The 25,404-nt window shown below is 65.6% G+C and carries 21 protein-coding genes; 11 read left to right on the plus strand and 10 right to left on the minus strand.

The window, feature by feature from the left end; genetic code table 11:
* Positions 1–11 precede the first annotated feature (11 nt).
* The 7 genes from AC13F7_RS17120 (at position 12) to AC13F7_RS17150 (ending at position 11,140) form a co-directional block, all read left to right on the plus strand.
* Positions 12–2,732 carry a TcfC E-set like domain-containing protein gene (locus AC13F7_RS17120; protein WP_483002395.1) on the plus strand — a complete coding sequence of 907 codons (2,721 nt, stop codon included), beginning with the start codon at positions 12–14 and terminating at the stop codon, positions 2,730–2,732.
* Positions 2,729–3,865 carry a CfaE/CblD family pilus tip adhesin gene (locus tag AC13F7_RS17125; RefSeq protein ID WP_483002397.1) on the plus strand — a complete coding sequence of 379 codons (1,137 nt, stop codon included), beginning with the start codon at positions 2,729–2,731 and terminating at the stop codon, positions 3,863–3,865. The genes AC13F7_RS17120 and AC13F7_RS17125 overlap by 4 nt, the downstream gene beginning before the upstream one ends.
* Positions 3,866–3,887: 22 nt before the next feature.
* Positions 3,888–4,601 carry a pilus assembly protein gene (locus tag AC13F7_RS17130; RefSeq protein WP_483002399.1) on the plus strand — a complete coding sequence of 238 codons (714 nt, stop codon included), beginning with the start codon at positions 3,888–3,890 and terminating at the stop codon, positions 4,599–4,601.
* Between the two features lie 135 nt (positions 4,602–4,736).
* Positions 4,737–9,446: an ESPR-type extended signal peptide-containing protein gene (locus tag AC13F7_RS17135; RefSeq protein ID WP_483002401.1), complete on the plus strand. Its 4,710-nt coding sequence runs from the start codon at positions 4,737–4,739 to the stop codon at positions 9,444–9,446.
* Positions 9,447–9,568: 122 nt separating this feature from the next.
* A complete protein-coding gene (locus tag AC13F7_RS17140; RefSeq protein WP_483002403.1) occupies positions 9,569–10,351 on the plus strand; it encodes a hypothetical protein in 783 nt (260 codons plus the stop codon).
* Positions 10,352–10,364: 13 nt separating this feature from the next.
* On the plus strand, positions 10,365–10,664 hold the full coding sequence (locus AC13F7_RS17145; RefSeq protein WP_483002405.1) for a hypothetical protein: 300 nt from the start codon (positions 10,365–10,367) through the stop codon (positions 10,662–10,664).
* Between the two features lie 20 nt (positions 10,665–10,684).
* Entirely contained in the window at positions 10,685–11,140 is a 456-nt protein-coding gene (locus AC13F7_RS17150) for a hypothetical protein (RefSeq protein WP_483002407.1), read from the plus strand.
* Positions 11,141–11,266: 126 nt separating this feature from the next.
* On the opposite strand, the gene AC13F7_RS17155 is transcribed toward AC13F7_RS17150, so the two are convergent.
* Positions 11,267–13,594, minus strand: coding sequence for an ATP-binding protein (locus tag AC13F7_RS17155; protein ID WP_483002409.1), 2,328 nt, complete (start codon positions 13,592–13,594; stop codon positions 11,267–11,269).
* A 628-nt stretch (positions 13,595–14,222) separates the two neighbouring features.
* Here AC13F7_RS17155 and AC13F7_RS17160 point away from each other — a divergent pair.
* Together AC13F7_RS17160 and AC13F7_RS17165 are read left to right on the plus strand one after the other, a co-directional pair.
* Positions 14,223–15,779: an EAL domain-containing protein gene (locus AC13F7_RS17160; RefSeq protein WP_483002411.1), complete on the plus strand. Its 1,557-nt coding sequence runs from the start codon at positions 14,223–14,225 to the stop codon at positions 15,777–15,779.
* A 103-nt stretch (positions 15,780–15,882) separates the two neighbouring features.
* The gene (locus AC13F7_RS17165; protein WP_265308058.1) at positions 15,883–16,128 is read left to right on the plus strand and encodes a hypothetical protein; all 246 of its coding nucleotides are present in this window, start codon (positions 15,883–15,885) and stop codon (positions 16,126–16,128) included.
* A 21-nt stretch (positions 16,129–16,149) separates the two neighbouring features.
* On the opposite strand, the gene AC13F7_RS17170 is transcribed toward AC13F7_RS17165, so the two are convergent.
* The 9 genes from AC13F7_RS17170 to mdcA all read right to left on the minus strand — a co-directional run bounded on the left by AC13F7_RS17170 (position 16,150) and on the right by mdcA (position 24,358).
* Positions 16,150–16,869: a GntR family transcriptional regulator gene (locus AC13F7_RS17170; protein WP_265308057.1), complete on the minus strand. Its 720-nt coding sequence runs from the start codon at positions 16,867–16,869 to the stop codon at positions 16,150–16,152.
* Positions 16,870–16,944: 75 nt separating this feature from the next.
* The gene (locus AC13F7_RS17175) at positions 16,945–18,288 is read right to left on the minus strand and encodes an SLC13 family permease (protein WP_265308056.1); all 1,344 of its coding nucleotides are present in this window, start codon (positions 18,286–18,288) and stop codon (positions 16,945–16,947) included.
* Between the two features lie 88 nt (positions 18,289–18,376).
* On the minus strand, positions 18,377–19,294 hold the full coding sequence (gene mdcH / locus AC13F7_RS17180; protein ID WP_483002414.1) for a malonate decarboxylase subunit epsilon: 918 nt from the start codon (positions 19,292–19,294) through the stop codon (positions 18,377–18,379).
* Entirely contained in the window at positions 19,291–20,157 is an 867-nt protein-coding gene (mdcB, locus tag AC13F7_RS17185) for a triphosphoribosyl-dephospho-CoA synthase MdcB (RefSeq protein ID WP_483002416.1), read from the minus strand. Before mdcB ends, mdcH begins: the two co-directional genes overlap by 4 nt.
* On the minus strand, positions 20,154–20,792 hold the full coding sequence (gene mdcG / locus AC13F7_RS17190; protein ID WP_483002418.1) for a malonate decarboxylase holo-[acyl-carrier-protein] synthase: 639 nt from the start codon (positions 20,790–20,792) through the stop codon (positions 20,154–20,156). Before mdcG ends, mdcB begins: the two co-directional genes overlap by 4 nt.
* A gap of 3 nt (positions 20,793–20,795) precedes the next feature.
* Complete coding sequence (gene mdcE / locus AC13F7_RS17195; protein WP_483002420.1) at positions 20,796–21,500, minus strand: biotin-independent malonate decarboxylase subunit gamma; 705 nt, start codon at positions 21,498–21,500, stop codon at positions 20,796–20,798.
* On the minus strand, positions 21,491–22,387 hold the full coding sequence (locus AC13F7_RS17200) for a biotin-independent malonate decarboxylase subunit beta (protein WP_483002422.1): 897 nt from the start codon (positions 22,385–22,387) through the stop codon (positions 21,491–21,493). The genes mdcE and AC13F7_RS17200 overlap by 10 nt, the downstream gene beginning before the upstream one ends.
* Entirely contained in the window at positions 22,384–22,704 is a 321-nt protein-coding gene (mdcC, locus tag AC13F7_RS17205) for a malonate decarboxylase acyl carrier protein (RefSeq protein WP_483002424.1), read from the minus strand. The genes AC13F7_RS17200 and mdcC overlap by 4 nt, the downstream gene beginning before the upstream one ends.
* 10 nt (positions 22,705–22,714) lie before the next feature.
* On the minus strand, positions 22,715–24,358 hold the full coding sequence (gene mdcA, locus AC13F7_RS17210; RefSeq protein ID WP_483002426.1) for a malonate decarboxylase subunit alpha: 1,644 nt from the start codon (positions 24,356–24,358) through the stop codon (positions 22,715–22,717).
* A gap of 143 nt (positions 24,359–24,501) precedes the next feature.
* Between mdcA and AC13F7_RS17215 the strand changes: the two genes are divergently transcribed.
* Positions 24,502–24,897, plus strand: coding sequence for a hypothetical protein (locus tag AC13F7_RS17215; RefSeq protein ID WP_481467517.1), 396 nt, complete (start codon positions 24,502–24,504; stop codon positions 24,895–24,897).
* A 66-nt stretch (positions 24,898–24,963) separates the two neighbouring features.
* On the plus strand, positions 24,964–25,401 hold the full coding sequence (locus AC13F7_RS17220; RefSeq protein WP_481467516.1) for a hypothetical protein: 438 nt from the start codon (positions 24,964–24,966) through the stop codon (positions 25,399–25,401).
* The last annotated feature ends 3 nt before the right edge of the window (positions 25,402–25,404 follow it).

Here is a 25,404-nt window from a genome sequence, read left to right on the forward strand (position 1 = left end):
GGGGATATCTCATGCGCAGCGACTCCTTCTCTCTCTCCCGCCTTGCGGTTGCGCTAGCAGCTGCGCTGATCAGTGTTCCCGCAGGCGCAGCGCCGGCGCCCGCGCCGGCCGGCTTCGAGGATCTGGCGGCAGGCCAGACCGAGCAGCTGGACATAAGGTTGATGGGCCAATCCGCAGGCGTTTGGCCGGTGTTCGTCACGCCAGATGGCGTGCTCCTTCAGCAACCGGCGCAAGTGCTGGCTGCACTGGATCTCAGCGAGCCGGCGCGGGCATCCCTGCTGCCGGTGCTGTCCACCACGCTGCCACGTAACAGCCACTTGGCGTGCCGCTACGGCGACGTCAATCCCGGCTGCGGCCACCTGCCCGCGCCAGAACAACCCACCGATGCCCGCGTGATCTACGACGAGAGCGAAAGTGCATTGAACCTCTTCGTGGCGCGCCAATGGCTGCCCGATAACAGCCCATTGCGCGAGCGCTTCCATCGGCCCACCGAACGTGCCGAGAACGCGTGGCTGCATCAGCAGAGCATCAATCTCAGCGGCGGGCGCCGCTACCAGAGTGTTTCAGCGCAGGGTAGCGGACGGCTCGGCGTCTTCACCAATACGCACCTGGGCGTGGACTGGAACTACAACCGCCAACGCAGCAGCGGAGGCTACGGGTATCAGGACTTCACCCTCAGCGATGCCTACCTGCGCCATGACCTGGCGCGCCAATATTATGTACAGGCAGGTCGCATGGACCGACGCAATCTCTCCAGCACCCTCGGTGGCAACTTCGCTTTCAGCATGATGCCGCTGGATCGGTTCGAAGGTGTCCGCTTCGGCACCACCCAGGCCTATGTGGACCAGGTGGCGGTGGGCCAGGGCAGCCCGCTCACGCTGCTGCTCAGCCGCAACGCACGCGTCGACGCGTACGATGGTGAGCGACTGTTGCAGACGTTCTATCTCGATACCGGTGTCAACGATCTCGACACCACCCGTTTCCCCAACGGGAGCTACGTGGTGACCCTGCGCATCTTTGAAGATGGCGTATTCGTGCGCAGCGAAGAGGCGCCCTTCACCAAGTTCGGCACCAACTGGGCAGACCAGAGTCTGCAATGGTTCGTGCAGGGCGGCCGGCTCATTTCGCACGGTGACATGCACCATGACTCCGCCGTGCAGGCCGGCATGCGCATGCCGCTGCGCCGCAACCTCGCGCTTACCCTGGGTGCGGCGACGGTCGACAACATCGCCTATGGCGAGGTCCGTCTGGACGGCCATCAGACACTCGGCAAACATGAATTCAGCGGGAGCAGTGCCGTGCTGCACGGCGCCGATGGCAGCCGGGGACTGCAGCAGCAGGCCGGCTATCGCCATAGCCGCGTCTCGGGCACGGTGTACCACCAGCGGATGCGCGGTGGCTCCTGCGTGGGGCGCTATCTCAATGCGGAATCGCTCGGTTGCCAGGATTCGCTCAGCGGCTCTATATCGATCCCGGCGGCGAAAGGGAGCCTGTACCTCGGCTACACCCGCCGCACCACCTACACCCCGCGCCGCGGCGCACAGCAGGACCTGCCCTGGCTGGACGACAACTGGTTCCCTGAGCCGGTTGCGCCGGTCCGGGAGCGGGAACCACAGATCACCCGGACCCTGCAGGCCAGCTACAGCCGCAGCCACCTGTGGCGCAGCCTGAACATCACAACGCGCGTTGGATTGTTCGGCCAGACCAACCATTCCCAGCAGAGCTACAGCCGTAACCACGGAGCCACTTTGAACATCGCGGTATCGCGCGTTGTGCGTTCGCCCGCCGTGGCGCGTCAGGACCGTGTGGCCATGGACCTGCAGCGAGGCCGGCAAGACCAGGCCGAGCTGGGTTACCGCATCGGCCAGACGCGGCGTTGGGAAACCGGTACCGGCTACCGCGAGCTGGGGGGCGAGTTCACCGGACGCAGTGATCACCGCAACGGGATTGTGCTGAGCGGGCGGCAGCAGGATACCTATGGCAACGGCAACGTCACTCTTTCCCAATACCGCAGCAGCGGCCGCTCCGACACCTCCTACAGTGCCTCGCACAGCTCTTCGTTCGCGTGGAGCCGCTCGGGTATCTTCTGGGGCCCGGACATGGGCGGTGGCGCAGGGCTGGCCATCAAAGTAGAGAGCCCCGACGATATTGGCCTGCATGGCCAGGCAGCCGAGGTGCGGCTCAGTGGTGCGCGGCGCCAGCTGCTGCGCTTCGGTGAGCGCCGCCTGCTGCCGATCAGCAGCTATACCATGACCCGCGCCGAAGTGCAGGACGTCAGCGCCCACGACGTGGCCGCGACGGTGCGCGTGGAGGGGCAGGGCAACGGCACTGCACTGTTCCTGCCCCCGGGCCGGCTGATGATGATGCCGATCGCGCTGGACCTCACCTACACCTTCATCGGCAGTGCCCACGATGGCGATGGACGTGCGCTGGAAGGCGCGCGCATCCTCAACGCACCGTTGCCCTCATTGGGGCGTGACGGCGGCTTCGTCGCCGATTTTCCCCAGCGCGAAAAGACGCTCTATCTGCTGCAGTCCAACCGCCTTCTGGAATGCCCGCTGCAGGTCCGGGAGCAGCGCAGCGTAGTGTTCCTCGTCGGCCCGGTGCGCTGCCAGCGGCTGGCCGTGGAACGCCTGCCAGCGAAGATCCAGCAGCAGGCGCGGGTACAGCGGTTGCTGCACGAGCAGGCGTTTGTGGAACAGATTCCTTCTGTGGCGGGGGCGGGGCGATGATCTTTATACGTTGGATTCTTGGTTTGCATCTACTGCTTGCCATTGGCACGTGCTGGGCGCAACGGCCACCAGAGGTCGCCCCATCGTCTAGAAATGAACGTGTCCAGCTCTTCTACGACCGATCAGCTGTGCCGGGCGATGAGCAGTTACTCCTCGCAAGGACAATCTTTGCCCACAGCTATGACGAACGAGACAACTATGGGCGCGTATACCTAACCTGTAAATCGAACGATGACAGCGCTTTGGGGCGCTGCCCGACTGCCGACACCGGCGAACCGTCGGGCAATGAAAGCTCTGTAAATCTTCGCTTTGTCGAGAGACGAAGCGGGCTTCGTACAGAGCTTAATGTGAAGGGACACTTGCTGCGAATCTATAAGACTTGGGACTGTTCACGGGACTTCTGGAGTGATGTTACAACGCCGCTCTGGACTTCCACGGAGGCAGTCTGTACCGGATATGGCTCTGCAGGTACAGGTGGGGCGTTGATACTCGAAAGTAGCGAGCTCGCGAAGCTGGTAGCTGGACGCTGGGATGCCACGCTTGAGATGGATCTTCGTAGCTACCCAGATGGGGGTGCTCTGGCGACCTACAAATTTGTCTTCGATCTGACCATCACGGACTACGACAGGGCCAACATTTACTTCCCCGCCTCGGACAATGTCACGCCACTTGTCAATCTCAACGTTGGTTACTACCCCGTTCCCTCACCTCCGCACATCTATGGGGGAACGGTGTTGGACATGTGCCTCTACGACGGTCTCGGGTCCCAGGTTCCCTACCTGGAAGTAAAAATACGTGATGACGGCAGGGAAGCGTCGGACCGTGCTCCCGGCATGCATTCGGTGTGGCACCACGCAGGTGGAAGCGGGCCGGAGTCGCGCCTGGACTATCGCATCTCGCTCAATTACGCCGGTACTCCGTTGCCGATGGACAACAACGTCACCCGGCAGCTGCTGGGCATTGATACGACGTTGTTGCGCCTGGTGGTGCTGCCGGGCATGTCGCAACCGGTGTACTGCGTGCCGGCCCCATTGACGCTGGATGTTCCGCGCGTGCTCGCTTCAAGCAAACTCGCCGGTTACTACGAGGGCCGCATGATCATCGAAATGATTGTGCCTTCCTCCACGCCCTGATCATTCAAAACGAGATTCCGCAATGAATACCATCGCAGCCCGTTTCGGGGCGCTGACCCTTCTGGTGCTTGGCGTCATCGCCATGCCAGCACATGCCAATCTGAGCGTGAATCCCATGCGCCTGGCCGTGCAGGACAAGCGCGCCGGCCAGATTCGCGTCTACTCGCAGACGCCCCGGGTGCAGTATGTGCAGGTTCGCATCCAGAAGGTACTCAACCCGGCCACACCGGAGGAGCAGCAGGTGGACATGGCGCCCGGCGCGTTGGAGGGCATCGCGGTCACACCGGGCAAATTCGTGCTGGGTGGCGGTGGCAATCGCCTGGTGCGCTTGATTCCACTGGCTGGCGTGACGGAGGAAACCGCTTATCGCGTGTATTTCGAGGGCGTGCGCCCACCCTCAGAGACCACCACCGAGGCGGACGCGGAGGAAGCCTCCGCCAACATTGGCGTCAGCCTGGTTTGGGGCGCGCTGGTCCACTTGATTCCGCCGCAGCCGGTGCCGGATATGCGTATCGAGGGGCAGAGCCTGCATAACACCGGCAATGTGCGTTTGGGTGTGACACAGATCAAAGCCTGTGATTCGCGCAATGAATGCACTGAGCATGCGCTGGAGCAGAGCATCTATCCGGGGAGCCGCGTGGTATTGCCCTTTGACCCCGCGGCCAAGCGCCTCACCGTCACCTACCGTCTCAGTTACGCGGGCTACCGCAATCACGAGCGCGTGCTGGCGCCCTGAGTTGACCCGCACACCTTAGCGCGATCGTTCCGCACGACGCGGCGGCACATCTCTACACGCGCCACGGCGCGGCCCGCCAGCGGCGGCGGGCGCTGTTTGCCTTTTCCCCCACTTACCTCCTGGAGAAACCCTGGCATGAATCGTATCTATCGCTTGATATGGAACACCGCCCTCAGCTGCTGGATGGTGGCAAGTGAGCACACCAAAGGACGCAGCAAGCGGGCCAGAACCGTTGGCGCGGCAACGCTGGCTGGCGCACTTGCGCTGTCGACACCAGTGTATGCCGATGAACCGCCGGACGCAGGCGGCGAAGCTGACTCGGACAGCCAGCCCGTCCTGCCGCAGAGTGTGCGTGATCCGTTTGCGCTGCCACGGGCGTCGCTGTTCGATGCATTCGAGGACAGGTCCCTCCATTGGCAGAGCGCGCTGGTGACCGATTCCTATTACGAGAACTCGACGCTCAGTGGTGACTACTCCATGGTGTTGGGCTCCCGCTCTGCAGTGACCGGCAACTACGCCGTCGGGTTGGGCAATCGCGTGACCGTTGACGGGCACCAAGCGACAGCCGTTGGCACGTTGGCGGTTGCACGTGGTGCTGGCGCTACCGCGTTTGGCACGGGTGCGACGGCAACCAATACCAACGCGCTGGCGCTGGCGCGTGAGTCGGCGGCCACTGGCAATGATGCCGTGGCCATCGGCTTTTCCACCCGCGCGACCGGCGACTGGGCGTCCGCGATCGGCGCATGGTCGCAGGCCAGCGGCCGCTACGCGCTTGCCGTGGGCGGCTCGGCCCGAGCGACAGCCGATTACGGCATGGCGCTGGGCGCCTCATCCCGGGCCGCGGGCCACAGTTCGGTGGCGATCGGCAGCTCCTCGCAGGCCGTCGGCGAGTATTCCGTTGCCATCGGTGACGGCACCAACGTTGCCAATACTGCGGCTAACGGTGTGGCGATCGGCCGAGGGGCGGCGCTTGGTGCGGGGGCATCGGGCGCGGTGGCGCTGGGACACGATTCGGTCGCTGATCAGCCGGATGTGGTGTCGGTGGGCAATGCATCGGTCAAGCGCAAGATCATCAACGTTGCCGACGGCGTGGTTGCTGACAAAAGCACGGAGGTAGTCAACGGCGGCCAGCTGTTCAACGCGATGAACAAACAGTTCTCCGGTGCCACCGTGACCATGGGTGACAAGGCCGCAGTCAACGGGGGCTATGGGGTCGCGATTGGCGCTGGCTCCTCGGTGACAACCCACGGCGGTGTCGGTGGCGTAGCGCTGGGGCACGGCGCTAGCGCAGGAAGTCCGGGTTACTCCGGCGGCATTGCGGTGGGCGGCGGCGCCCGCTCGACCTTCGACGGCGTGTCGCTGGGCCACAACGCTGAAGCGACCGCAACCCGGTCCATCGCACTGGGTACTGCATCCATCGCAAACGAAAGCCATACCGTATCGGTGGGCAGCAGCAGCCTGCAAAGACGGATCGTCAATGTTGCAGCAGGCAATCTCTCCTCGAGCAGCAACGACGCGGTCACCGGCAAGCAGCTGTTTCAGACCAACGAGACGCTTCGCGCGACCCAAGCCACCGCCAACGTCGCGCAGCAGCAGTTGAACGGCACCAGCGTGCACATCGGCAGCGGGGCGACGGCAAGCGCCGGTCAATCCATCGCCATGGGTGATCGTGCCAGGGCCGAGGCGACCGCATCGGTCGCGGTAGGGCAGCAGGCACGCGCTTCCGGCCCCAGTGCACTGGCACTGGGCTATGCATCGTTCGCCAAGGGCCAACAATCCATTGCCGCCGGCCTGCGAGCCAGCGCGGATGGCCAGAGCGCCATGGCCCTGGGGATGGACGCGAGCGCGAGCGGCAACTACACCACGGCCTTCGGGCACGAGGCAAAGGCCAGCGGCGCCTGGACCAATGCCATCGGTTACATGGCCGATGCCTCGGGTAGCAGTTCGGTCGCCATCGGGTCCCTGGCCAAGTCCACTGGCACGCATTCGGTGGCGATGGGCGATCGCGCCGAGGTCAACAGCGCCGCCGAGCGTGGTGTTGCGCTGGGCTACTCTGCCGGCGTTCGCGCCGGCGCGACCGAGTCCGTTGCATTGGGCTACGGCTCCGTGGCCACTGAGAAGCACGTGGTGTCAGTGGGGAGCAGCGCAGTGAAGCGCAGGATCGTCAACCTGGCCGAGGGCAGCGAAGCCGCCACCAGCAACGAGGCCATCACCGGCGCACAGCTGCACCGTACGCAGCAATCCGTCACGGCGGTGGATGGAAAAGCCACTGCAGCAGCCCGCACGGCGGCAGACGCCGCGACAGCCGCCACGAGCGCAGCAACTGCGGCCAGTACCGCCAAAGCCGTCGCGGATGCCGCCGCACTGCGCCTGGACAGTGCGAGCACCCGCCTGGGCCAGCGTGCTACTGCCGGCACGAATGCCAGCGCATTGGGCAACGATGCGGCGGCGTCAGGCTCTCACAGCAATGCCATCGGCAACGCCGCCAGCAGTGCTGGCGCGAACGCGATTGCCGTGGGTACGCTGGCAGCGGGCGCCTCCAGCTCGGCCGTTGCCGTCGGCAATCGCGCCGGGGTGGATCCTGCGGCGAGCGGCGGCATCGCCCTAGGTGCGAATGCCAAGGTCAATGCGAGTGCGAGTGACGCCATTGCGCTGGGTGCAGGGTCGGTGGCAACGATCAAGGAGACGGTTTCGGTGGGCAGCAGCGGGCTGAAGCGCAGGATCGTCAACGTCGCCGATGGCACCCTGTCGGCATCCAGCACCGATGCTGTCACTGGCAGGCAGCTGTTCGCCGCGACGCAGCGGCTGGATACGGCGGAGGGCACGCTGAGAACCACCACCACTACGGCCAATACAGCAAAGACGACCGCAGACAAGGCCGACGGCAACGCGACCAATGCGCTGAACAAGGCGAATGTGCTGGGTGGCCTGCTGAGTCAGGCGGCTGCGGCGGGAGACGTCCGGCTGGGCGCTGACAACACCGGCACCGTACTGGACATCCGTAACAAGGCTGATAAGGGCCGCGTGATCCGCGGGCTCGCCGCTGGCGCGGTCAACGCCACCAGCACGGATGCTGTCAACGGCGGGCAGCTGTATTCGCAGCAGCTGAAAGTAGATGCCAATGACCGGCGGATCAACACCAACCTGGGCAGCATCGCCACCAATCAAACCAACATCAGCAACAACCAGGCTGAGATCGCAGGAAACCGAGGCAGCATCGGTGTAAACGGTGAGGCCATCGCCAAACTGCGCAGCGATTTTGATGCATACGCGCCTGAGCTGGAGGGCGTGGTGATGTTCAACGAGGATCGTACTCGCGTGGATATCGAGGGTGCCCGAATCTCTGGTGTACAGGATGGCGATGTCAGCTTGGGGAGCAGGGATGCAGTGACTGGGGGGCAGCTGTTTGCGTCGAACAGTCGAATCAGCGGCCTTGAGGAACAGCGTCGCTATTTTGTCGTGGGATCCGATGAGTATAGTGAGACCGCCCGGGCCGGCCTCGTAGCTGTTGCTATTGGTGATTCTGCTGAAGCATCGTTGACAACTGAAGGTGCGACGGCCGTAGGCAGCTTCGCTAAGGCAAAGGGGAGGAATTCAGTCGCTTTGGGTCGCGCTGCACATGTTCAAGAGGGGGCCTCCCAAGGGTTTGCGCTCGGCGCTGCGTCGCAGGTAGAAGTATCCAATGGGATGGCTGTCGGTGCTGGCAGCATCGTCAGGTCGGCTGCGAGTAACTCGGTTGCTCTCGGCTATGCATCGATAGCAGACGAAGCGGATACAATTTCCGTCGGCCACGCGACGTACAAGCGTCGAGTAGTAAATGTCGCTCCGGGTAAAACGGACGGCGATGCGACGACTGTTGCACAGCTTAATGACACACTCGCTGGTCTCGGAGGCGGGGCAGCCATTGATAGCAATGGCATTGTCGTGAAGCCTACTTACAAGATTCAGACTGCTGACTATTCTAACGTAGGCGACGCTCTGGCGGCTCTGGACAGGACGGCAGTATCGACAAGTGAACATGTGAACTCCGTTGACAGGCGTCTCAACCGCCTGTTCCAGGAAGAAGCCACCGCCCGTACCGACGGTCTTGGTCGCCTCAGCCTGGGCGGTGCCAACGGCATGATCCTCGGCAACGTGGCCAACGGCATGGTCTCAGCCGGTAGCCGCGACGCGGTCAACGGCGGGCAGCTGTACGAGGTCCGCAAGGACCTGCAGGGCCAGATCGACAGCCTCGTCGACGGTGAGAAGCGCGTGGCAGTCAGTGGCCGGATGGCTGCACCGGCCCCGATGTCGGCCGAGGGCAGCGGTGATGCCGTTGCCAATGCCGATGCCCCGGCGTCGACGCCGACGCCCACTCCCACTCCCACTCCCACCCCAGTCGCCAGCGAAGCGAGCTCTCCGGAGCCAGTGGTGAAGGCCGAGGGCGATACCGCCGTGGTCGTGGGCAGTGAGGGCAAGGAGCGCAGCGTGAAGCATGTGGCCAAGGGCACCGCGGATACCGATGCGGTCAACGTGGCCCAGCTCAACGATGTGCTGGTGCGCTCCAACGAGTACACCGATCAGGCCGTGGAAGGCCTGAACAAGCGCCTCGATGGCATGGACAAGCGCTTCAACCGCATGGCGGCGATGAGCAGTGCGCAGAGCGCGATGGCCATGAACACGGCCGGCCTGAACACCTACAATCGTCTCGGTGCGGGTGTGGGCCATTCCGATGGCGAGTCGGCCTTGGCGGTGGGCTACCAGCGGGTGATGAACGAGCGTGGCTCGGCCACCTTCAGCCTCAATGGTGCGTTCACCAACAGCGGTGAGAAGACCGTCGGCGTGGGTGTGGGTATCGGCTGGTAAGCCGGCCAGGGAAGGCCGCGGCTCCCGTCTGTCGCCCGGATCGGTTTGACCGGGCGGCAGGCGAGGGGTTTTGACCCGCACGGCCCCATTGCTGGCGCCGTGCTTTTTTGGAGGAAGCACCCATGTCTCACCCCACACCCGGCGCCCCCGCGCCGGCCGGCGCCACGTCGCCCTCGCGCCCGTCCCGATGGACGCTGCTGCTCTGGTTTGCGGTCATCGTGATTGTCGCGTTGCTTGCGTGGGCGCTGTTCACCGCGCCGATCCTGCGGGTCACCCCCGATGCTGCCCAGACGTGGATGTCCGCGCTGGACGCACGCATCACCCAACGCATCGACACGGCCGTACGCTCCGATGAGCGTGCCGCGATCAACATCGATTTCGGGCAGAAAACGGTCGATTCCGTGTACCTGGCCAACCTCAATCACGCCGCCGACCAGGTCAAGCAGGTCCGTGTGGTGCTGCTGGAGCGGGCGGCCATCCGGCTGCAGGCCGATCTGCTGCGTGACATCGCCGAACTGACGCGTGCCATGGAGAGCTGCAGCCCGCATCTCTGCGAGGACGTGACAGAACGCGTGCACGCGCTGACCAACGCGCGCGTCAGCAGCATCGGGGCGCTGCACCGCCTGGATGGCGTGATGACCCGCAGCTACGACCTGGCACGGCCCGGCGCGGTCTCCTTCGACAACCCGGACAGCGTTCTCGCCCTGCACACCTTGGTGCTGGACACCATGAATGACGCAAGCCTGCTGGCACGCCGCACCGACAACGCGGGCTTCGACGACGTGATCGTTTACCAGGGCGCGCTCTGGGAGATCGTGGATCTCCATGCCGATCTCACGGCGGAGTATCAGCGCCGGCATCGTTTTGTGGCGTTTCTGCACCTGCTGCTGGGCCGCCTGTCATGACCGGGCCAGCATCATGGCCTGCAAGACCGCAGACGCCGCGCTGCCGCCCATCGTGCGTTATCAGATGCTGCCCAGCACCCATGACATGGAATGGGCCGACCTGCATAACGTGATGAGGATGCAAGCGAACCTCCAGTTTGAGGTGGGAGATGGGCACTGCGATAGCCGTCACGCATCCGCACGCCAAGGCTGGCTGGACACGACATGGCGCTCGCATGCGTCGGACCTGTGCGGCACACTCCGCAGTGAGCACATCCAAATAGGCGCGAGCCAGTTCAGAGGGCCATTATGGAAAAGCATTCCGTCGGACTGACACCTCCCACTGCTGAGAACGTGGCTGCGGTGGCCGCGTTGCTCCAGGCCAATCAAGCGAGTAGCGGAGGCGCACTCACCGGCGACTTTCCGAGCGAAAAGGTGACGCAGATGCTGCAGCAGGATTCGCCGGTGATCAGTGCCTGGGAGGGCGAGGAGTTGCAGGGCGTGCTGTTCACCGCGCCTGCCTCCACTGCCGCTCACGTACCGGTGCTGGCGGCGATGCGTGCGGCGTGGCCGGGGCGGGAAGATGACTACCTCTATGGTCCGGTCTGCATCGCACAAAGCGCCCGTGGCAGGGGCGTGCTGCCGCAGCTCTATGCGGCGTTGCAGCGGCAGCTGCCCGGTAGGGCGGCGGTGCTGTTCATCACGGATGACAACGTCACATCGCGTCGTGCGCATGAGCGGCTGGGGATGCGTGCGGTTGCGTCGTTTGATTGGAACGGTCAAGCGTGCTGGGTCTATACCGACGCCTGAGGGCATCCCTTCTGCAGAGGGGCGTTCGGCCATTCCAGGTAGATGACAGCCAATTGCTGTTGTCCGTGGGCGTGGCGGCCGAAGAGGGCCTGGACGACAGCGCGCTGGGCGCATGGCGCGACGCCCTCAGGCCGGTGGCACCGGCGGCGAACCGGCGCCGGCAGCGTCACGCAACCGCCTGAGCAGCGTCACCAGTTCCCACACCTCCTGGGCGGCAGGATCGCCATTGATGGCGTGACCCTTCAGGCAGGTCTGCAGGGCGCAGATCGCGACGACGGTGGCGGTATCACCGACCATCGAGGCGGCGCCCTGGATGCGATGCGCCATCGCCAGGGCGCGCCGCCAGTTCTGTGCATCGATCACCGCTTCCAGGTCGGCGATGTCCACCTGCATCTGGGCGGCATAGATGGCCATGACCCGTTGCCCTGGCCCACCTGGCGCCTGCTCGCGAGGCACAGCGGGGCTGCGTTGGGCGGGCTGGATTGCTACGTCGAACACGGGCCACTCCACCGGTTTGGTGAGAAAGGCCTCCACCCCGGCGCGGGCATACGCGTTCACATCCCGGGTTTCCCCGGCGCCGGAAAGGGACAGCAGACGCGCCGCGGGCCAGCCGTGTCGATCCTCGATCTCCCGGATTGCAAGGGCCACATCGCTGCCCCGTGCATCCAGCAGATCGCCATCCAGGGTAATCAAGGCAAACGGCCCCTCCTGGTCGGTCAAAAGGAGGGCATCCGATCCCGTGTGGGCAACCGTAACCCGGAAGTGCTGCGCTTCCAGCCGCCGCCGGATCAATGCGGCGACAGTGGGCTGGTCTTCCACCACCAGCGCACGCGCAGCCGGTGTATCGGCCGGATCCGAAACGATTGCCTCGCCGGCCACTGAGGGTATCTCCCGGCGGCCACGCAGCGTCGCCAGAAAGGTCGACCCGACGCCCATGCGGGTCTCCACCGTAATGTCGCCGCCCTGGCTGATGGCAATCCTGCGGCACAGGCTCAACCCGATACCCGCACCGAGCCGGCGGCGCCCCTCGGCCGTGCTGCTGAACGCCTCGAAGATACGTTCGATATCCTCTGCCTCGATGCCTGGGCCGGTATCGCTTACCCGTAGGGTCACCCGCCCCAGCTCGCCCACCCCGGCCTGGAAACCCAGCCGGACGCCGACGGCGCCAGCGTCGGAGAACTTGATCGCATTGGAAACCAGGTTGCTGGCGATGTGGTGGAGTGCACGGGCATCGCAGTGCGCCAGGGCTGCGTCGGGGCCCTCCAGCGCAAGGCTCAGGGCAAGCCCTTTGGACAAGGCCAGTGGCCGCATCCCGGAGAGGCATTCTTCCAGTACCGCCTGTGCACTGTGGCTGGCGCGCGCGCAACTGCGCTGCGAAGCCTCGTGGAACATGAACTCCAGGGCATTGGTCAGCGTATGCCGCAGGGCGTCGGCCGCCGAGCGTGCAGATGCCACGTGCTGCTCGCGCTGGGCCATGTCCGGCTCGCCCTCCGCCAGATCGATCGCCGAAATGACAGAAGAGGCACTGTTGCGAACCTCATGATTGACCAGCGTCAACACGCGTGCGGCGGCCGCCTGGCGGGCCGCGGCGCGCCGGGCCTTGCGGTACGCGCGCGAGATGCCCAGCAGGAAGGCCAGCATCACCAGGCAGAGCAGGATGATCGGGATGCGGTAGTAAGTGGCCACCGCGCGGACCGTCGGCGGGGCGCGATACACCGCATTGAGGGTGTGCTCGAGGATGTCCTTGTGGATGTCCAACGGCAGCGCCAGCAACGCCTGATGCGCCATGCTGACCTCGACCGCCCGCTCTGGCACGGAGGCAACGCGCAGCTCCACCGGGGGACCATCGTGCGCGGCATGCACCTCCAGGATGGCGTTGTGATCCCGCCGTGCCAGCGGTACCAGAATGCCATCGGCACCGAGTGCCGCATCGGCGGCGCCGCTGTCCAGTGCGGCCAGCATGTCGGCGGGCGAGGCGAGGGGAAGGACGTTGATATCCGGAAAGTGCCGCGCCAGATACGCGCGATATTCGCCATTGTCGATCACTGCCACCCGCCGGCCGGCCAGGGATGCCAGCGAGCGGTAGGCCGATGTGCGGCGGCTGACGAGGACCGAGCTGCCTGTGTAGAAGGGCGCCGAGACGACCGCCGAGCCAGGCAGCATGGGGCGGGTCGACGGCAGCGAGAAGGCCACGCCATCCACGGCGCCCGAACTCAGCAGCGCGATGGCGCTCTCGATCGAAGAGGATCGCCGCAGCTCCAGGCGCACCCCGGCGATGGCCTCCAGTGCTTCCATGTACGCGCGGGGGCCACCTTGCGCGGCCGAGCCGCCCAGGCCCTGCGAGATCGCCATCTGCGGCCCGATGGCGAGCCGGAACGTGGCATGCCGCTGCGGCGGGGACACCAGTGTCAGCAGGACCAGGCAGGCCACGGTGACGACGATACCGACAAGCAACAGGACTCTGCCGAGGGTAGTACGGGATGCAACGGTGTTCACATGGGTGTCTCAAGTAGGCCCGTGGCTGCCGCCGCAGCGGCGGGTGAGTCGCCTCGCCGCCACGCGCGGGCCGCGCCTCGGCACATTTCAGATGTTTGAAGAAAACATGCTCGATAGAGATACACGCGCCAACGCTGCGGCGGTATGCAACAAATACGAAAGCGCCGGCGGACCTCGAGAACTGAGGCATGGAGCAGCTTTGGACGCTGTGGCAGCGGGAGATGCACGCGCCGTGGCCGCCAAAACGACGGGCCACACCGACTGGCTCGCCTATACAATAGAGGCCGCCTATGGATAAAGTCGGATAGGACGAGGGCACCGTGCCGGTGAAACGCCGCAACGATGCGTGACTGCCTCCATCAGCTGGATAGGGAAGATGCCGGAGAGAGATGTGGTGACAGCAGCGAGGCAGGAGCCGGCCATCGCGCGTGAGCGCGTAGAGCGGGGGCAGGGTATGGAGGGGCGTTTCAGGTGTTTTCATCGGTTTGACACCGGTAGGTCGAATGCTGTGGTCCCCCGGGTCTGCGCGCACGCCTGCGCCCGTCCCAGCGCCTCCCATTGACACCGTTCCTGCTGGAGCTCGACGTTGCCACGACCCTCGATTGCCCACCGCTACCGCATTGCGCTGGAAGGACGAGCGCCCTTCGTCACCCTGACGGCGATCGCGGTGCTGGGCGTTACCCTGCTGAGCGCACAGGCGATGCTGGTGCAGCGCGACCGCGCGTTGCTGGATGCGTACGCCGACCGCCTCCTGCTCCAGGCCGAATCCGTGGCGGCCGCCTCCTCACTGACGTTGGAGCAGGCGGCCGCGCTGACGACCGCACCGTGCACGCGGGAGGATCTGTCCGAACTGCGGTTGCTGGCCTTCAAGTCGCGCTATGTGCGTGATGTGGGCCGGCTGCATGAGGATCGGCTGATCTGCTCGGCGGCATGGGGAATCCTGGCCGCTCCGGCGCAGATGCCCGAACCGGACCGCCGCGTCCGCGGTTACCGGCTGTGGGGCGGCGTCTCGGGCATTGTCGATGCGCGGGTGGCCGCCGATATGTCAGCCAAGGGCGATGTCATCGTCACCACGTCGCCGAGTGCGTTCGATCGTGTGGACCAGGTGGGGCCGGGCATGGGCGCCTTGGTGCTTACCCGTGACGCGCGGCATATCTTCCAGCGCTTCGGCGATGTGACCGCGCTGGATCCATTCCGCGAGGAAAGCTGGGTCGATCTTGGCAGTACACGGCATTCGCGCCGTTGCAGCCACACGTTCGATATCTGTGTGGCAGCGCGGGCGCAGCAGTCGAGCCTGTTCTCCGAGTCGCCGTGGATACTGATCGGCCTGTGCCTGCTGGGCGGGTTCGCCGGCAGTGGACTTGGGCTGCTGATCAGCGCTTACCAGCGTCACCGCCGCTCATTGCCCAAGCAGTTGGAGCGGGCGATTCTGGGCGACGGCCTGACGCTGGTGTATCAGCCGCTTCGGGCACTGGCAGACCGGCGGCTGGTCGGCGTGGAAACGCTGTCGCGCTGGCGCAATGAGCAGGGCGAGCAGGTGCCGCCGGATACGTTCGTGCCGATGGCCGAACACCAGCGGCTGGGTGGTGCACTGGCGCGCCAGGTGGTGCGCAAGGCGCTGGCCGAGCTGGGCGACCGGCTGCGCGCGGACCCTGCGTTCTATGTCAGCTTCAACGTTTCGGCGACCGATGTGGTCGATGCGGGGTTCCGGGCCTACTTGAACGCTGCCACGGCGCAGAACCGGGTGGCGCGTGAACAGGTGGTACTGGAGATCACCGAGCGCTCGACAACGCGGCATAGCGATCTGGCCAATGGCATGGCGCGGCTTCGCGAGGACGGCTATCCGTTCTACATCGACGACTTCGGTACCGGCTACTCCAACTTCGCCTACCTGGCCGAGCTGCCGCTGGATGCGATCAAGATGGATCAGCGCTTCACCCGTGCGATCGGTACAGGGTCTGCCATCAGCCAGATCATCGAAGCGATCTGCGCGATGACGCGTACGCTGGAGATCGGCCTGGTGGTGGAAGGGGTGGAAACCGAAGAACAGGCGCGGGCGATGCTGGAGCTGATGCCCTCCGCGGTGGCGCAGGGCTGGCTGCTAGGCCGCCCAGTGGCGGCGGACGCGCTGCCGGTGGCGTGACGGACAGCGGTATGGCGCTCTCGCCATCGTCACGATGATTCCACGCAGCGCTGCCTGGCGAGAACCTAAGCTCGAGTCTCCCCAACACGATGTTCCCGCGACCATGACTACTGCACTGCATGATCTCGACGCGCTTGAACCCATCGACATTGATGGGCTGAAGGCACAGGGCGTGCCACCGGTCGCTCAATACCTGGTGGACCAGGACAAATTTGTACTGCTTGGTGGCAAGCGCGGCATCTACCGCCTGGCCGGCACGGAGACGGTTTGCTATTTCACCAGCCTGGACCAGCTTCGCCTGCACCTGCTGGGGCAATCGCTGACGCGGTTGACGGTGGAGTTGGTCTAGGCGCAGCGTGCTTTCGCGCGCTTAGATACCGCCCTGCCTGGGCAACGGCGCGGGCACGTTCAACTGCCCGCCAGCCGCAACATACGCAGCCAGCGCTTCACCCTGACTGAGCAGGTGACGATTCATCATCTGCTCGGCGGCTTCGGCATCGCGGTTGCGGATGCACTCCATCAGCGCGCGATGCTCGGCCAGGGACTGCGCCATGCGCCCGGGGGTCAACAGCTGACGCCCGCGATGCATCTTCAGGATGCGATGTAGATCATGCGTGACCCGGATCAACCACGGATTACCGGCATGCGTCTGCAGGCTTTCGTGGATCAGATAATTGTTGCGGTAATACTCGGCCAGATCGCCGGCCGCCGCGGCAACTTCCATCGCGTCATGCAGGGCCTGCAGCTGCACCACCCCTTCATCGTCGACGCGCTTGACCGCTTCATGCACGCAGCGACCTTCCAGCATGGCCATCACCGGGAACAGCTGGTTGAGATCTTCCAGCGTGAGCCGGGTGACGCGGCTGCCGCGGCCTGCATCCAGCTGCACCAGGCCTTCGGCCGCCAGCAGCTTCAGGCTCTCGCGCAGTGGCGTCCGGCTGATGCCGAGTTCTTCGGCGAGCATCGGCTCATCGATCCATTCACCCGGCGGCAGCTCATAGTCATAGATCTTCTGGCGCAGGCGTTCGGCCACTTCTTCATACAGCGGCACGCGTTTCTTCGACAGACGGGGACCAGGAGCCAGCGGCATGGCAGGAGTTCTTGTGCAGGTGTGCAGCATTCTAACGGGTCACGGCGGGCCTGCCTGCGCAGGCCCGCCGTGGGTTCACATCCAGCCAGGCACCACGAACAGCAGCCAGGCCAGCAGCGGACCGAAGGCAACGACCAGACCGCTGTAGACCAGGAAGCGGCGGAACAGGGCTTCGCGCTCCTCCTTCGCCGCCGAGGCCACGACCAGCGCACCGTTGGTCGAGAACGGACTCACGTCCACCACGGTGGAGGAGATCGCCAGGGCGCAGATCACACCCGCAGCGCTCAGATGTCCCTGCATCAGGAACGGCACTGCCAGCGGAATCGTGGCGCCCAGCACGGCGGCCGAGGAAGCGAACGCCGACACGATGCCACCGACATAGCAGACCAGCAGCGCGCCGAGCAGCGGAATGCCGATCGCACCCACGCCGTGGCCGATGTAATCCACCGCGCCGGCCTGCTGCAGCACGGCCACGTAGGTGACCACGCCGCTGATCAGCAGCACGGTCGACCAGCTGATGCCATCCACCGCGCCCTTCTGCGAGTTGGGCGAGAGCAGGGCCAGCACCACCGCGACGGTGATCGAGACCAGGCCGACGTTGAGGTTGTAGACCAGTGCGGCGATCCCCAGGCCGAGCAGGCCGATCAGGGTGAACACACGCTCGCGGTTGATGCGCACGTCATCCAGCGCACCCGGATCGTTGGAGAGCGTGCCGCCACCGGCCGAGACCAGGGCGCCGTGACCTTCGATCGCGAACTGGCGCGAGGAGGCCTGGCTGCCGGCCACCAGCGGCTCGGTCGCGGTCGGCGCACGACGCATCAACGCCACGCCGCCGAAGGCGAAGAAACAGATGATGCCCATCAGCAGGTTGAAGCCCAGGCTGGTCAGGAACACGGCCATTTCCGTGACTTCCAGGCCGGCCTTCTGCACCACCTGGTTGGTGATGCCGCCATACACGCTGATTGGCGAGAAGCCACCCGCCTGCGCGCCATGGATCACCAGCAGGCCCATCATCAGCGGGTTGATCCTGTATTGCTTGGCAAACCGCAGTGCGACCGGACCGATGATGGCCACTGCGGCCGGGCCGAGCGCACCGAAGGCGGTCAGCACTGCAGTCACCACGAACATCACCCACGGAATGGCCACGATGTGTCCGCGCACGGCCTTGACCGCCCAATGCACGAGCAGGTCGATGGTGCCGTTCTTCTGCGCGATGGCGAACAGATAGGTGATGCCGACCAGGGTCAGGAACAGGTCGCCCGGGAACCCGGCCAAGACCTCCTTGCCCTCCATGCCGACGAACAGGCCGCCGATGATGAAGGCCAGCGCGAAGGCGACTGCACCCATGTTGATGGGTAGCGCAGTGGCCACGATGAACATGATCACCAAGCCGATGATCGTTGCGATTTGCGGACTCATGCGCCCTCCCGAGACACTTGATACGCGTGCAGCATGATGGCGACCCGCCACCTGGGGTTTACGTGATCCAACCCTTACCGGCGACCCGTCATGCGCGTGCGCATGCGCGGTCCACCCACTCCAGTACGCCCTCCAGCGTCTGGAAATCCTCCACGGAACGAGCCTCGAGCTGCGGATGCAGCTCCCGTGCGCGACGACTCAACGCCGCGCCCGGCCCTAGTTCCAGAAATACCCGGCCACCGCGCTCGACCGCCTGCTGCAGCACGGTCTGCCATTGCAGCGGCTGGGAAATCTGCGCCGACAGGGTCGCCACCACCCGATCGACATCGCCGACCACACGACCATCGATGCCCGCCAGCAGCCGCAGCCCGGGCGGGCGCAGCGTGACCGAGTGCAGCGCATCTTCGAATCCCTGCGCGGCAACCGTCAGCAGCGGGGTGTGCGCCGGCACGCAGACCGGCAGCGATACCACCCGCGCACCACTTGCCGAGGCCTCCGCCGAGGCGGCCTCGAGTGCGCTGCGTTCGCCGCCCAGGACCACATGGTCCGGACCGTTGACGATGGCCAGGAAAATGCCGTGCGCCGCGCACAGGCGTGCGATGCGGACATCGTCCAGCCCGATCACCGCCAAGAGCCCTGCATCGTCCGGGGTTGCCGCATCCATCAGCCGCGCACGCTTGCGTGCCAGCTGCAGGCAGGTGGCGGTATCGACACTGCCGGCCACCGCGTGCGCGGCCAGTTCGCCCGCGCTGTAGCCGGCGACCGCAGTGATGGTGGGCAGCGCGTTGCGCAGCGCAGCCCAGTGCGCGAGCGCGGCGGTGCAGACCAACGGTTGTGCCAATGCATTGCGGAAACGCGTCGTGTCGGCAGCGATCTCTTCCACCGGCGTGCCGAGTAATTCACCGGCCAGGTCCATTACTGGCTGGGCCAGCGGATTACCGCGCACCCGTTCGAACATGGCCGGGTGCTGGCCGCCTTGGCCGGGGCAGAGCAGGACCAGGCTCATGCACCCTCCTGCTGGTGCAGGAACCACGCGCAGGCCAGCAGATCGGCGCTGCCACCCGGGCTCAGGCGCTTGGCCTCGAAGGCGTCGCATACCGGCCCGAGCCGTGCCCGCCAGCCGGACTGCAGAGCGCCACCCTCGGCGAGAAAGCGGCGTGCCTGCTGCTGTGCGAAGGCCAACCCGCGCTCGCCACCGCGATGGAGCAGATTGAGATCGGTGGTGACCGCGATGAGTGACATCAGGGTCTGAATCATGGCGGCCTGCCGATCATCCGTCGCATGCAGCGCGGCCTGCAAAGTGGGCAGGGCGACCTCATGTAGCAGCGGAAAGCCCTGCGCGGCCTGCTCGCGGACACCGGCAACGCCATGGCGCTGCCGGGCACGCTGGCCGGGGCTGTCGCTGTTCAACGGTGCAGTGAGCAGCGCGGGCGCCCAGTAATCGCGTACGGCCTGGCATACCTCGATGCCTCGGCGGCGCGCTCCTCCGGCGTGACGAAGCCGCGCGGACGCTGCGACCAGCAGCCCCAGACTGAAAATGGCACCGCGGTGCGTATTGACGCCGCCGGTGGCGCGCAGCATGGCCGCTTCGGCAGCCATGCCGTACGAGCGCAACTGTTCGAAAGGCGTCTCCTGCGCGCCTGCCGTGGCGACAGCCACGAAGTAGCCGCGCAGGGCGAACAGGCTGCGCAGGAAGGTGCCGGCGTCCATGTCCTGGTGGCTGCCCCGGCTCCATGGCGTCACCAGGCCCGGTTTGGGGGCGCAGGCCAGCTCGGCGTGCAGGCTCGCTATCGCCAGCCGGCCCAGATGATGCGCCGCCGCCGTGGGGGAGGGCGGTGGCGCCGGAACCGGGTGCAGGGCAGCATTCATGCGACGGCCTGCAGCGACAGCAGTGCGTCGCGCGGTGACAGCCAGCAGGCATCCCCGGTTTTGACCATGACACGCGCGGCGCCGCTGGCGTATTCCCGCCAGCTGACGGCACGCTCGCCCGGAAAGCGCAGTTCGCCGTCGATGCGCAGGCGATGCTCACGCTCCCAGCGCTGCATGCGGGCGGCCTGTCGATCCGCGTGAGCGTGATCCTCCACCTCCCAGAGCAGGTCCAGATCCGAGCTGGCCCGCAGATAGAGAAGGCCGGTCAGGTGTTGCCAGGCGAAACTGCCGAACACGCGCGGGGGCACGTCCAGATCGCGGGTATCGGCCAAGAGCAGGCGTACCTCGTCGCGCCAGGGCGCAGCGAGCCCTTCGGCGACCTCGGCCAAGGCCGGCGGCGGCGTCGTGCGCAGCACATGCCGCGCTTCGATGCGCAGCGACAGCCGCCGGCGTTGCTCGGCCAAAGGCAGTGGCACGCCCAGCCGCAGCTGATCGCCATCACTGGCCGGATCGCGTCGCGCCACGACGAAGGGTAGGCGTGCTTCGGCCCACGCCCTCAGGCGCGCGTCCGCGCCCGGGGTCAGCACCTGCCACGGTGCCTGCGGATCGATCCAGACCAGGTCGTGGCGGCGCATGGTTCAGGCCTCGCCCGCGGCCACGGCAGCGGCGACATCGCGTGCCAACGGGCGGCCACCGCGCTCGGCGCCACGGTCGCGGCGTTGATCGCCGGTGATGGGGGCGGTGAGCGCATCCACCAGCGCCTGCGCGAGGTCGCCCTCCCAGACGGCCTCCACGGCGCCCATGCGGACGTAGTTCTCCACGCCCGGCGCGAACACCGGCGAGCTTTGGCTCAGTGCCTGCAGTTTCTCCAGCGGTTGTTTGGTCACGCGGGCCATCGCGCGCAGATCCATCACCCGCACCTGTGCTTCGGGCAAGGCGAAGATGCGGTCGGCCATCAGCCCGAACGACAGGAAGCCGCCGCTCACCGACTCGCCATAGACCAGGCTGACCAGTGGCGCGCCGCGGCGACGGGCCAGATCCAGCGTGCGCGCCAGGTGCGCGAAGTAACTGTTGATGCCGAGCATTTCATCGCGGCGCGCCAGGCGCTGGCCGGCGGTATCGACCAGCATCACGATCGGCCGCCGCGGATGTGCGCGGGTGCTGGCGAGCACGGTGTCGGCCAGCGCCAATGCGTGATCGACCCCCACCTCCAGCTTGTTGGCGGTGCCGATGATGGTGACATCGCCGATGGCGGTGGTGGCGGTACCGCCCAGCACATCGTCCTCGCGGGTGACCGCATGGCCGAGCGGGAACAGGGCATCGAGCAGGGGCGTCAGTTCCATGGCAGGCTCCGGTCCTTGACGGCGTCAAGGAAGTCAGCGGTGTCCAGCAATGGCAGCTGCTCGGGATCGGCAATGCCCTGCAGGCGCCAGACCTCCAGGCCATCACGGCAGCCGCCGTAGGCGGTGATTCGCGAGGCAAGCCGCGCGTGCGCCTGATCAATCGCGTCCAGCGGATCCTGCGGCTCGGCATGTGCGGCTATCAGCGCCGTTGCGGCATCCCCGAATGCCTCGATGCTGTCGGGCACCAGCTGCACGGCATCGCCGATCAGGTAGCGGTGTTTGCCCCCGGTCACGCGCCAGACCAGGGCCCGGTCGCGCGAGTCGAACTCCTCCACGCCGCGCACGGTCTCGATCACTTCCGGACCGGACAGCGACAGACGACCCTCTTCGGACATCACCACGGCCGTGCAGCAGCGGGCGACGATGCCCATGCCACCGAACGCACCGTTGCCGCTGCCGATCAGCGCAAACACCGGAATGCCGGCGGCGCGTGTGGCCAGTACCGCACGCATGATTTCGGAAATGGCGATCAAGCCCGCGTTGGCTTCATGCAGGCGCACGCCGCCACTGTCGAGCAGCAGCAGCACCGCATCGGGGCGCACCTCAACAGCACGCTCCAGCAGGCCGGTGAGCTTGGCGCCGTGCACTTCGCCCACGCCGCCGCCCATGAACTGGCCTTGCTGCGCGGCGATCAGGACAGGGCGGCCGTCCAAGCTGCCCGCACCGACCACGATGCCGTCATCGAACGCACCCGGCTGATCCAGCTGGGCCAGATGTGGGCTGATGATGCGGCGGGCCGGGCCGACAAATTCCTTGAAGCTGCCGGCATCGAGCAGGCCGTGGATACGCTCGCGGGCATCGGCCTCGTAGAAACTGTGACTGCTCACGGGGCGCCTCCTTCCTGCAGGGTTTCCAGCGCCTGCTGCAGGCGCAGGCTGACCACCGCCGGTGTCGCGCCGGCGTCGTTGATCGACAAACGCACGTTGCGCAGCGGGTGGCGCGCGGCGAAGTCGGCCAGCACCGCCTGCCAGACGGTGTCAAAGCCGGTGGCCGAGGTGATCACCTCGATCTCCATCGCACCGTCCAGCGGGGTAGGTTCGATCAGTACTTCCAGATTGCCCGAGGCGACCACGCCGACCAGCGCGTGATGATCGCGTTCGGTGAGGTCGTGCTGCCCGGGGAAGCGATAACGCAGGGTTTCCATGGCGTGCCCCTTACCAGTTGCGGAAGCGTTTGGGTGGGTTGTACAACCCACCTGACCAACGCACGAGATCCTTGACCGAGCGCGCGGCAAGCAGATCTCGGCTGGCATCGCGGGTGCGGATGCCGAGGTCTTCGGCGCGGCGGATGATGCCGCGATCGCGCAGGTTCTCGACCATCGCGCGGTCGCGGCCCAGACCCACCGCGGTGTAGCCGGCGACGCCGCGGATCGCCTGTTCGCGTTCCTCCGGGCTGCGGCACAGCAGCAGGTTGGCGATGCCTTCCTCGGTCAGCACGTGGGTGACGTCATCGCCATAGATCATCACCGGCGGCAGCGGCATCTTCGCGCGCTCGGCCAGCTCCCAGGCATCCAGGCGATCGACGAAGGCCGGCGCCATGTGCTCGCGGAAGGTCTCCACCATCTGCACGACCAGCTTGCGTCCGCGTGGCATCTGCCCGGGCAGCGCAGCTTCCTGGCCGGCCTTGAGCCAGGCCGGGCTGGCATGACGGCGGCCGCGGGCATCCGAGCCCATGTTGGGCGCGCCACCGAAGCCGGCGATGCGATCGCGGGTGGCCGTGGAACTGTTGCCCTGCAGATCGATCTGCAGGGTGGAGCCGATGAACATATCGCAGGCATACAGACCGGCGGTCTGCGAGAACGCGCGGTTGGAGCGCATGCTGCCGTCGCTGCCGGTGAAGAACACATCCGAGCGCGCCTCGATGTAGCGCTCCATGCCCAGCTCGGAGCCGAACGAATGCACGGACTGCACGAAGCCCGATTCGATCGCCGGGATCAGCGCCGGGTGCGGATTGAGCGCCCAGTGCGTCCCGATCTTGCCCTTCAGACCCAGCGATTCGGCATAGGTGGGCAGCAGCAGCTCGATCGCGGCGGTATCGAAACCGATGCCGTGGTTGAGGCGCTGCACGCCGTACTCGGCGTAGATGCCCTTGATGGCCATCATCGCCATCAGCACCTGGATTTCGGAGATCTGCGCCGGGTCGCGGGTGAACAGCGGCTCGATGTAATTGGGGCGCGGCGCCTCGGTGACGAAGTTGACCCAATCGGCCGGGATATCGACGCGGGGGAGGGTGTCGACGATTTCGTTGACCTGCGCGATCACGATGCCGCCCCGGAACGCGGTGGCTTCGACGATCACGGGGGTGTCTTCGGTATTCGGGCCGGTATAGAGATTGCCGTGGCGGTCGGCGGCCTGCGCCGCGATCAGCGCGACCTGTGGAGTCAGATCAATGAAGTAGCGGCCGAACAGTTCCAGATAGGTGTGGATCGCCCCGATGTCGATCCGGCCTTCGGCGACCAGATTGGCGAGGCGGCCGCTCTGCGGGCCGGAGAAGGAGAAGTCCAGGCGCTGGGCGATGCCGCGCTCGAAGACATCCAGGTGCGAGGGCAGGGACAGCACGGACTGCACCATGTGCAGGCCGTGGACCTGCGCGGGATCGAGCTGGGCCAGGCACTCAGCGAGGAAATCAGCCTGCTTCTGGTTGTTGCCCTCCAGGCAGACCCGGTCGCCCGGTTCGAGCACGGTGTGCAGGAGCTGAATGATCCCGGCGTGGGGCACCAGGCGCCCAAAGCCGGCGTCGGTGGCCCGCTGCAGCCTTGCCTGGCGGCGATCCGCAAGCGTGTTCCAGTCTCGAGCCATCTGGCGCCTCTTCATAATTACGCTGTAATTACAAAGCTACCACCGGGATTTGGTGGGGGCAAGGGGGGCGGAGGGGGGGAAGGGCTGGGGAAGCGCATTCAGGTAGAGTGGCCCTAGAACGGAGTGAAGGGGAGTTTCAATCCATGTGGCGACAACTTGGGGCGTTTCTTCTGTTGCTGGCATTGGTATTCGGGGCTGCGTACTTCCTGGGCATCTCAATAGTGGCTCGAAGTAATTTTGCATTCGACACAAGCGACGTGCTGTCCTCGGCTGCCGGCATGTGGTTCGCGCTGTTTGGCGGGCTTATCGCAAGGCAGTACCGGTTCGCGATCATCGTCGGCGTGCTGTACGTCTGTCTCTGGGGAATGGCGACTTACTTCGTCAACGCGGGAACCCAGGCAGGCTTCCTGCCAATCTTCCGCATCAATGCGCCGAACGTCGTGGTGTCCGTCCTGAGTGGCATGGCGGGTGCATGCGTTGGCGTGTTTGTTCGAAGCGGGCCACGGCGCGCCGAAGCCGAGGTCCATTCTGAACCATGACATTTGACGGGGCAGTGCCCGCTCCTAAGCCTGCGCCGCGATCATGAACCCAAGGAGTGAAGTCTGATGGACCATTTTTCGGATGAGTGGTTTCGGTCCGAATGGAGAAAGCTCGGCTTCTACTATGAGGTCGACCATGCCGCCAAGCAGTGGACAATCACTGGGGAAGTGGGCGGGCTGGAGGCCTTTGTTGCCGCTGTTCGCCTCTATGCTTCCGATCCAGGCAATGATTGGATTTCATGCCACTGCACTCTGGGTCCGTATGACTATCTTGAGATTGGTACATGGACGTCACCAGTCATCGATAGCCATTGGATCGCAGGCCCCCTGAGCGAGCTGATGAGTCTCGCCGACCATATTGAGGTGTGGCTGGAGGGCGCGCAGTCGGGCGAGTCACTCCTTGCGAGAGAGTTCTTCAGTCCCTCGTCGCCTTATGACGTGTGCCTGCACTTGATCGGCGCTGGTTTTGATCCCTCATCCCTGGATTCTTCGCTCACAGGTTAATGA

Source organism: Stenotrophomonas sp. K-6, from assembly GCF_056861555.1.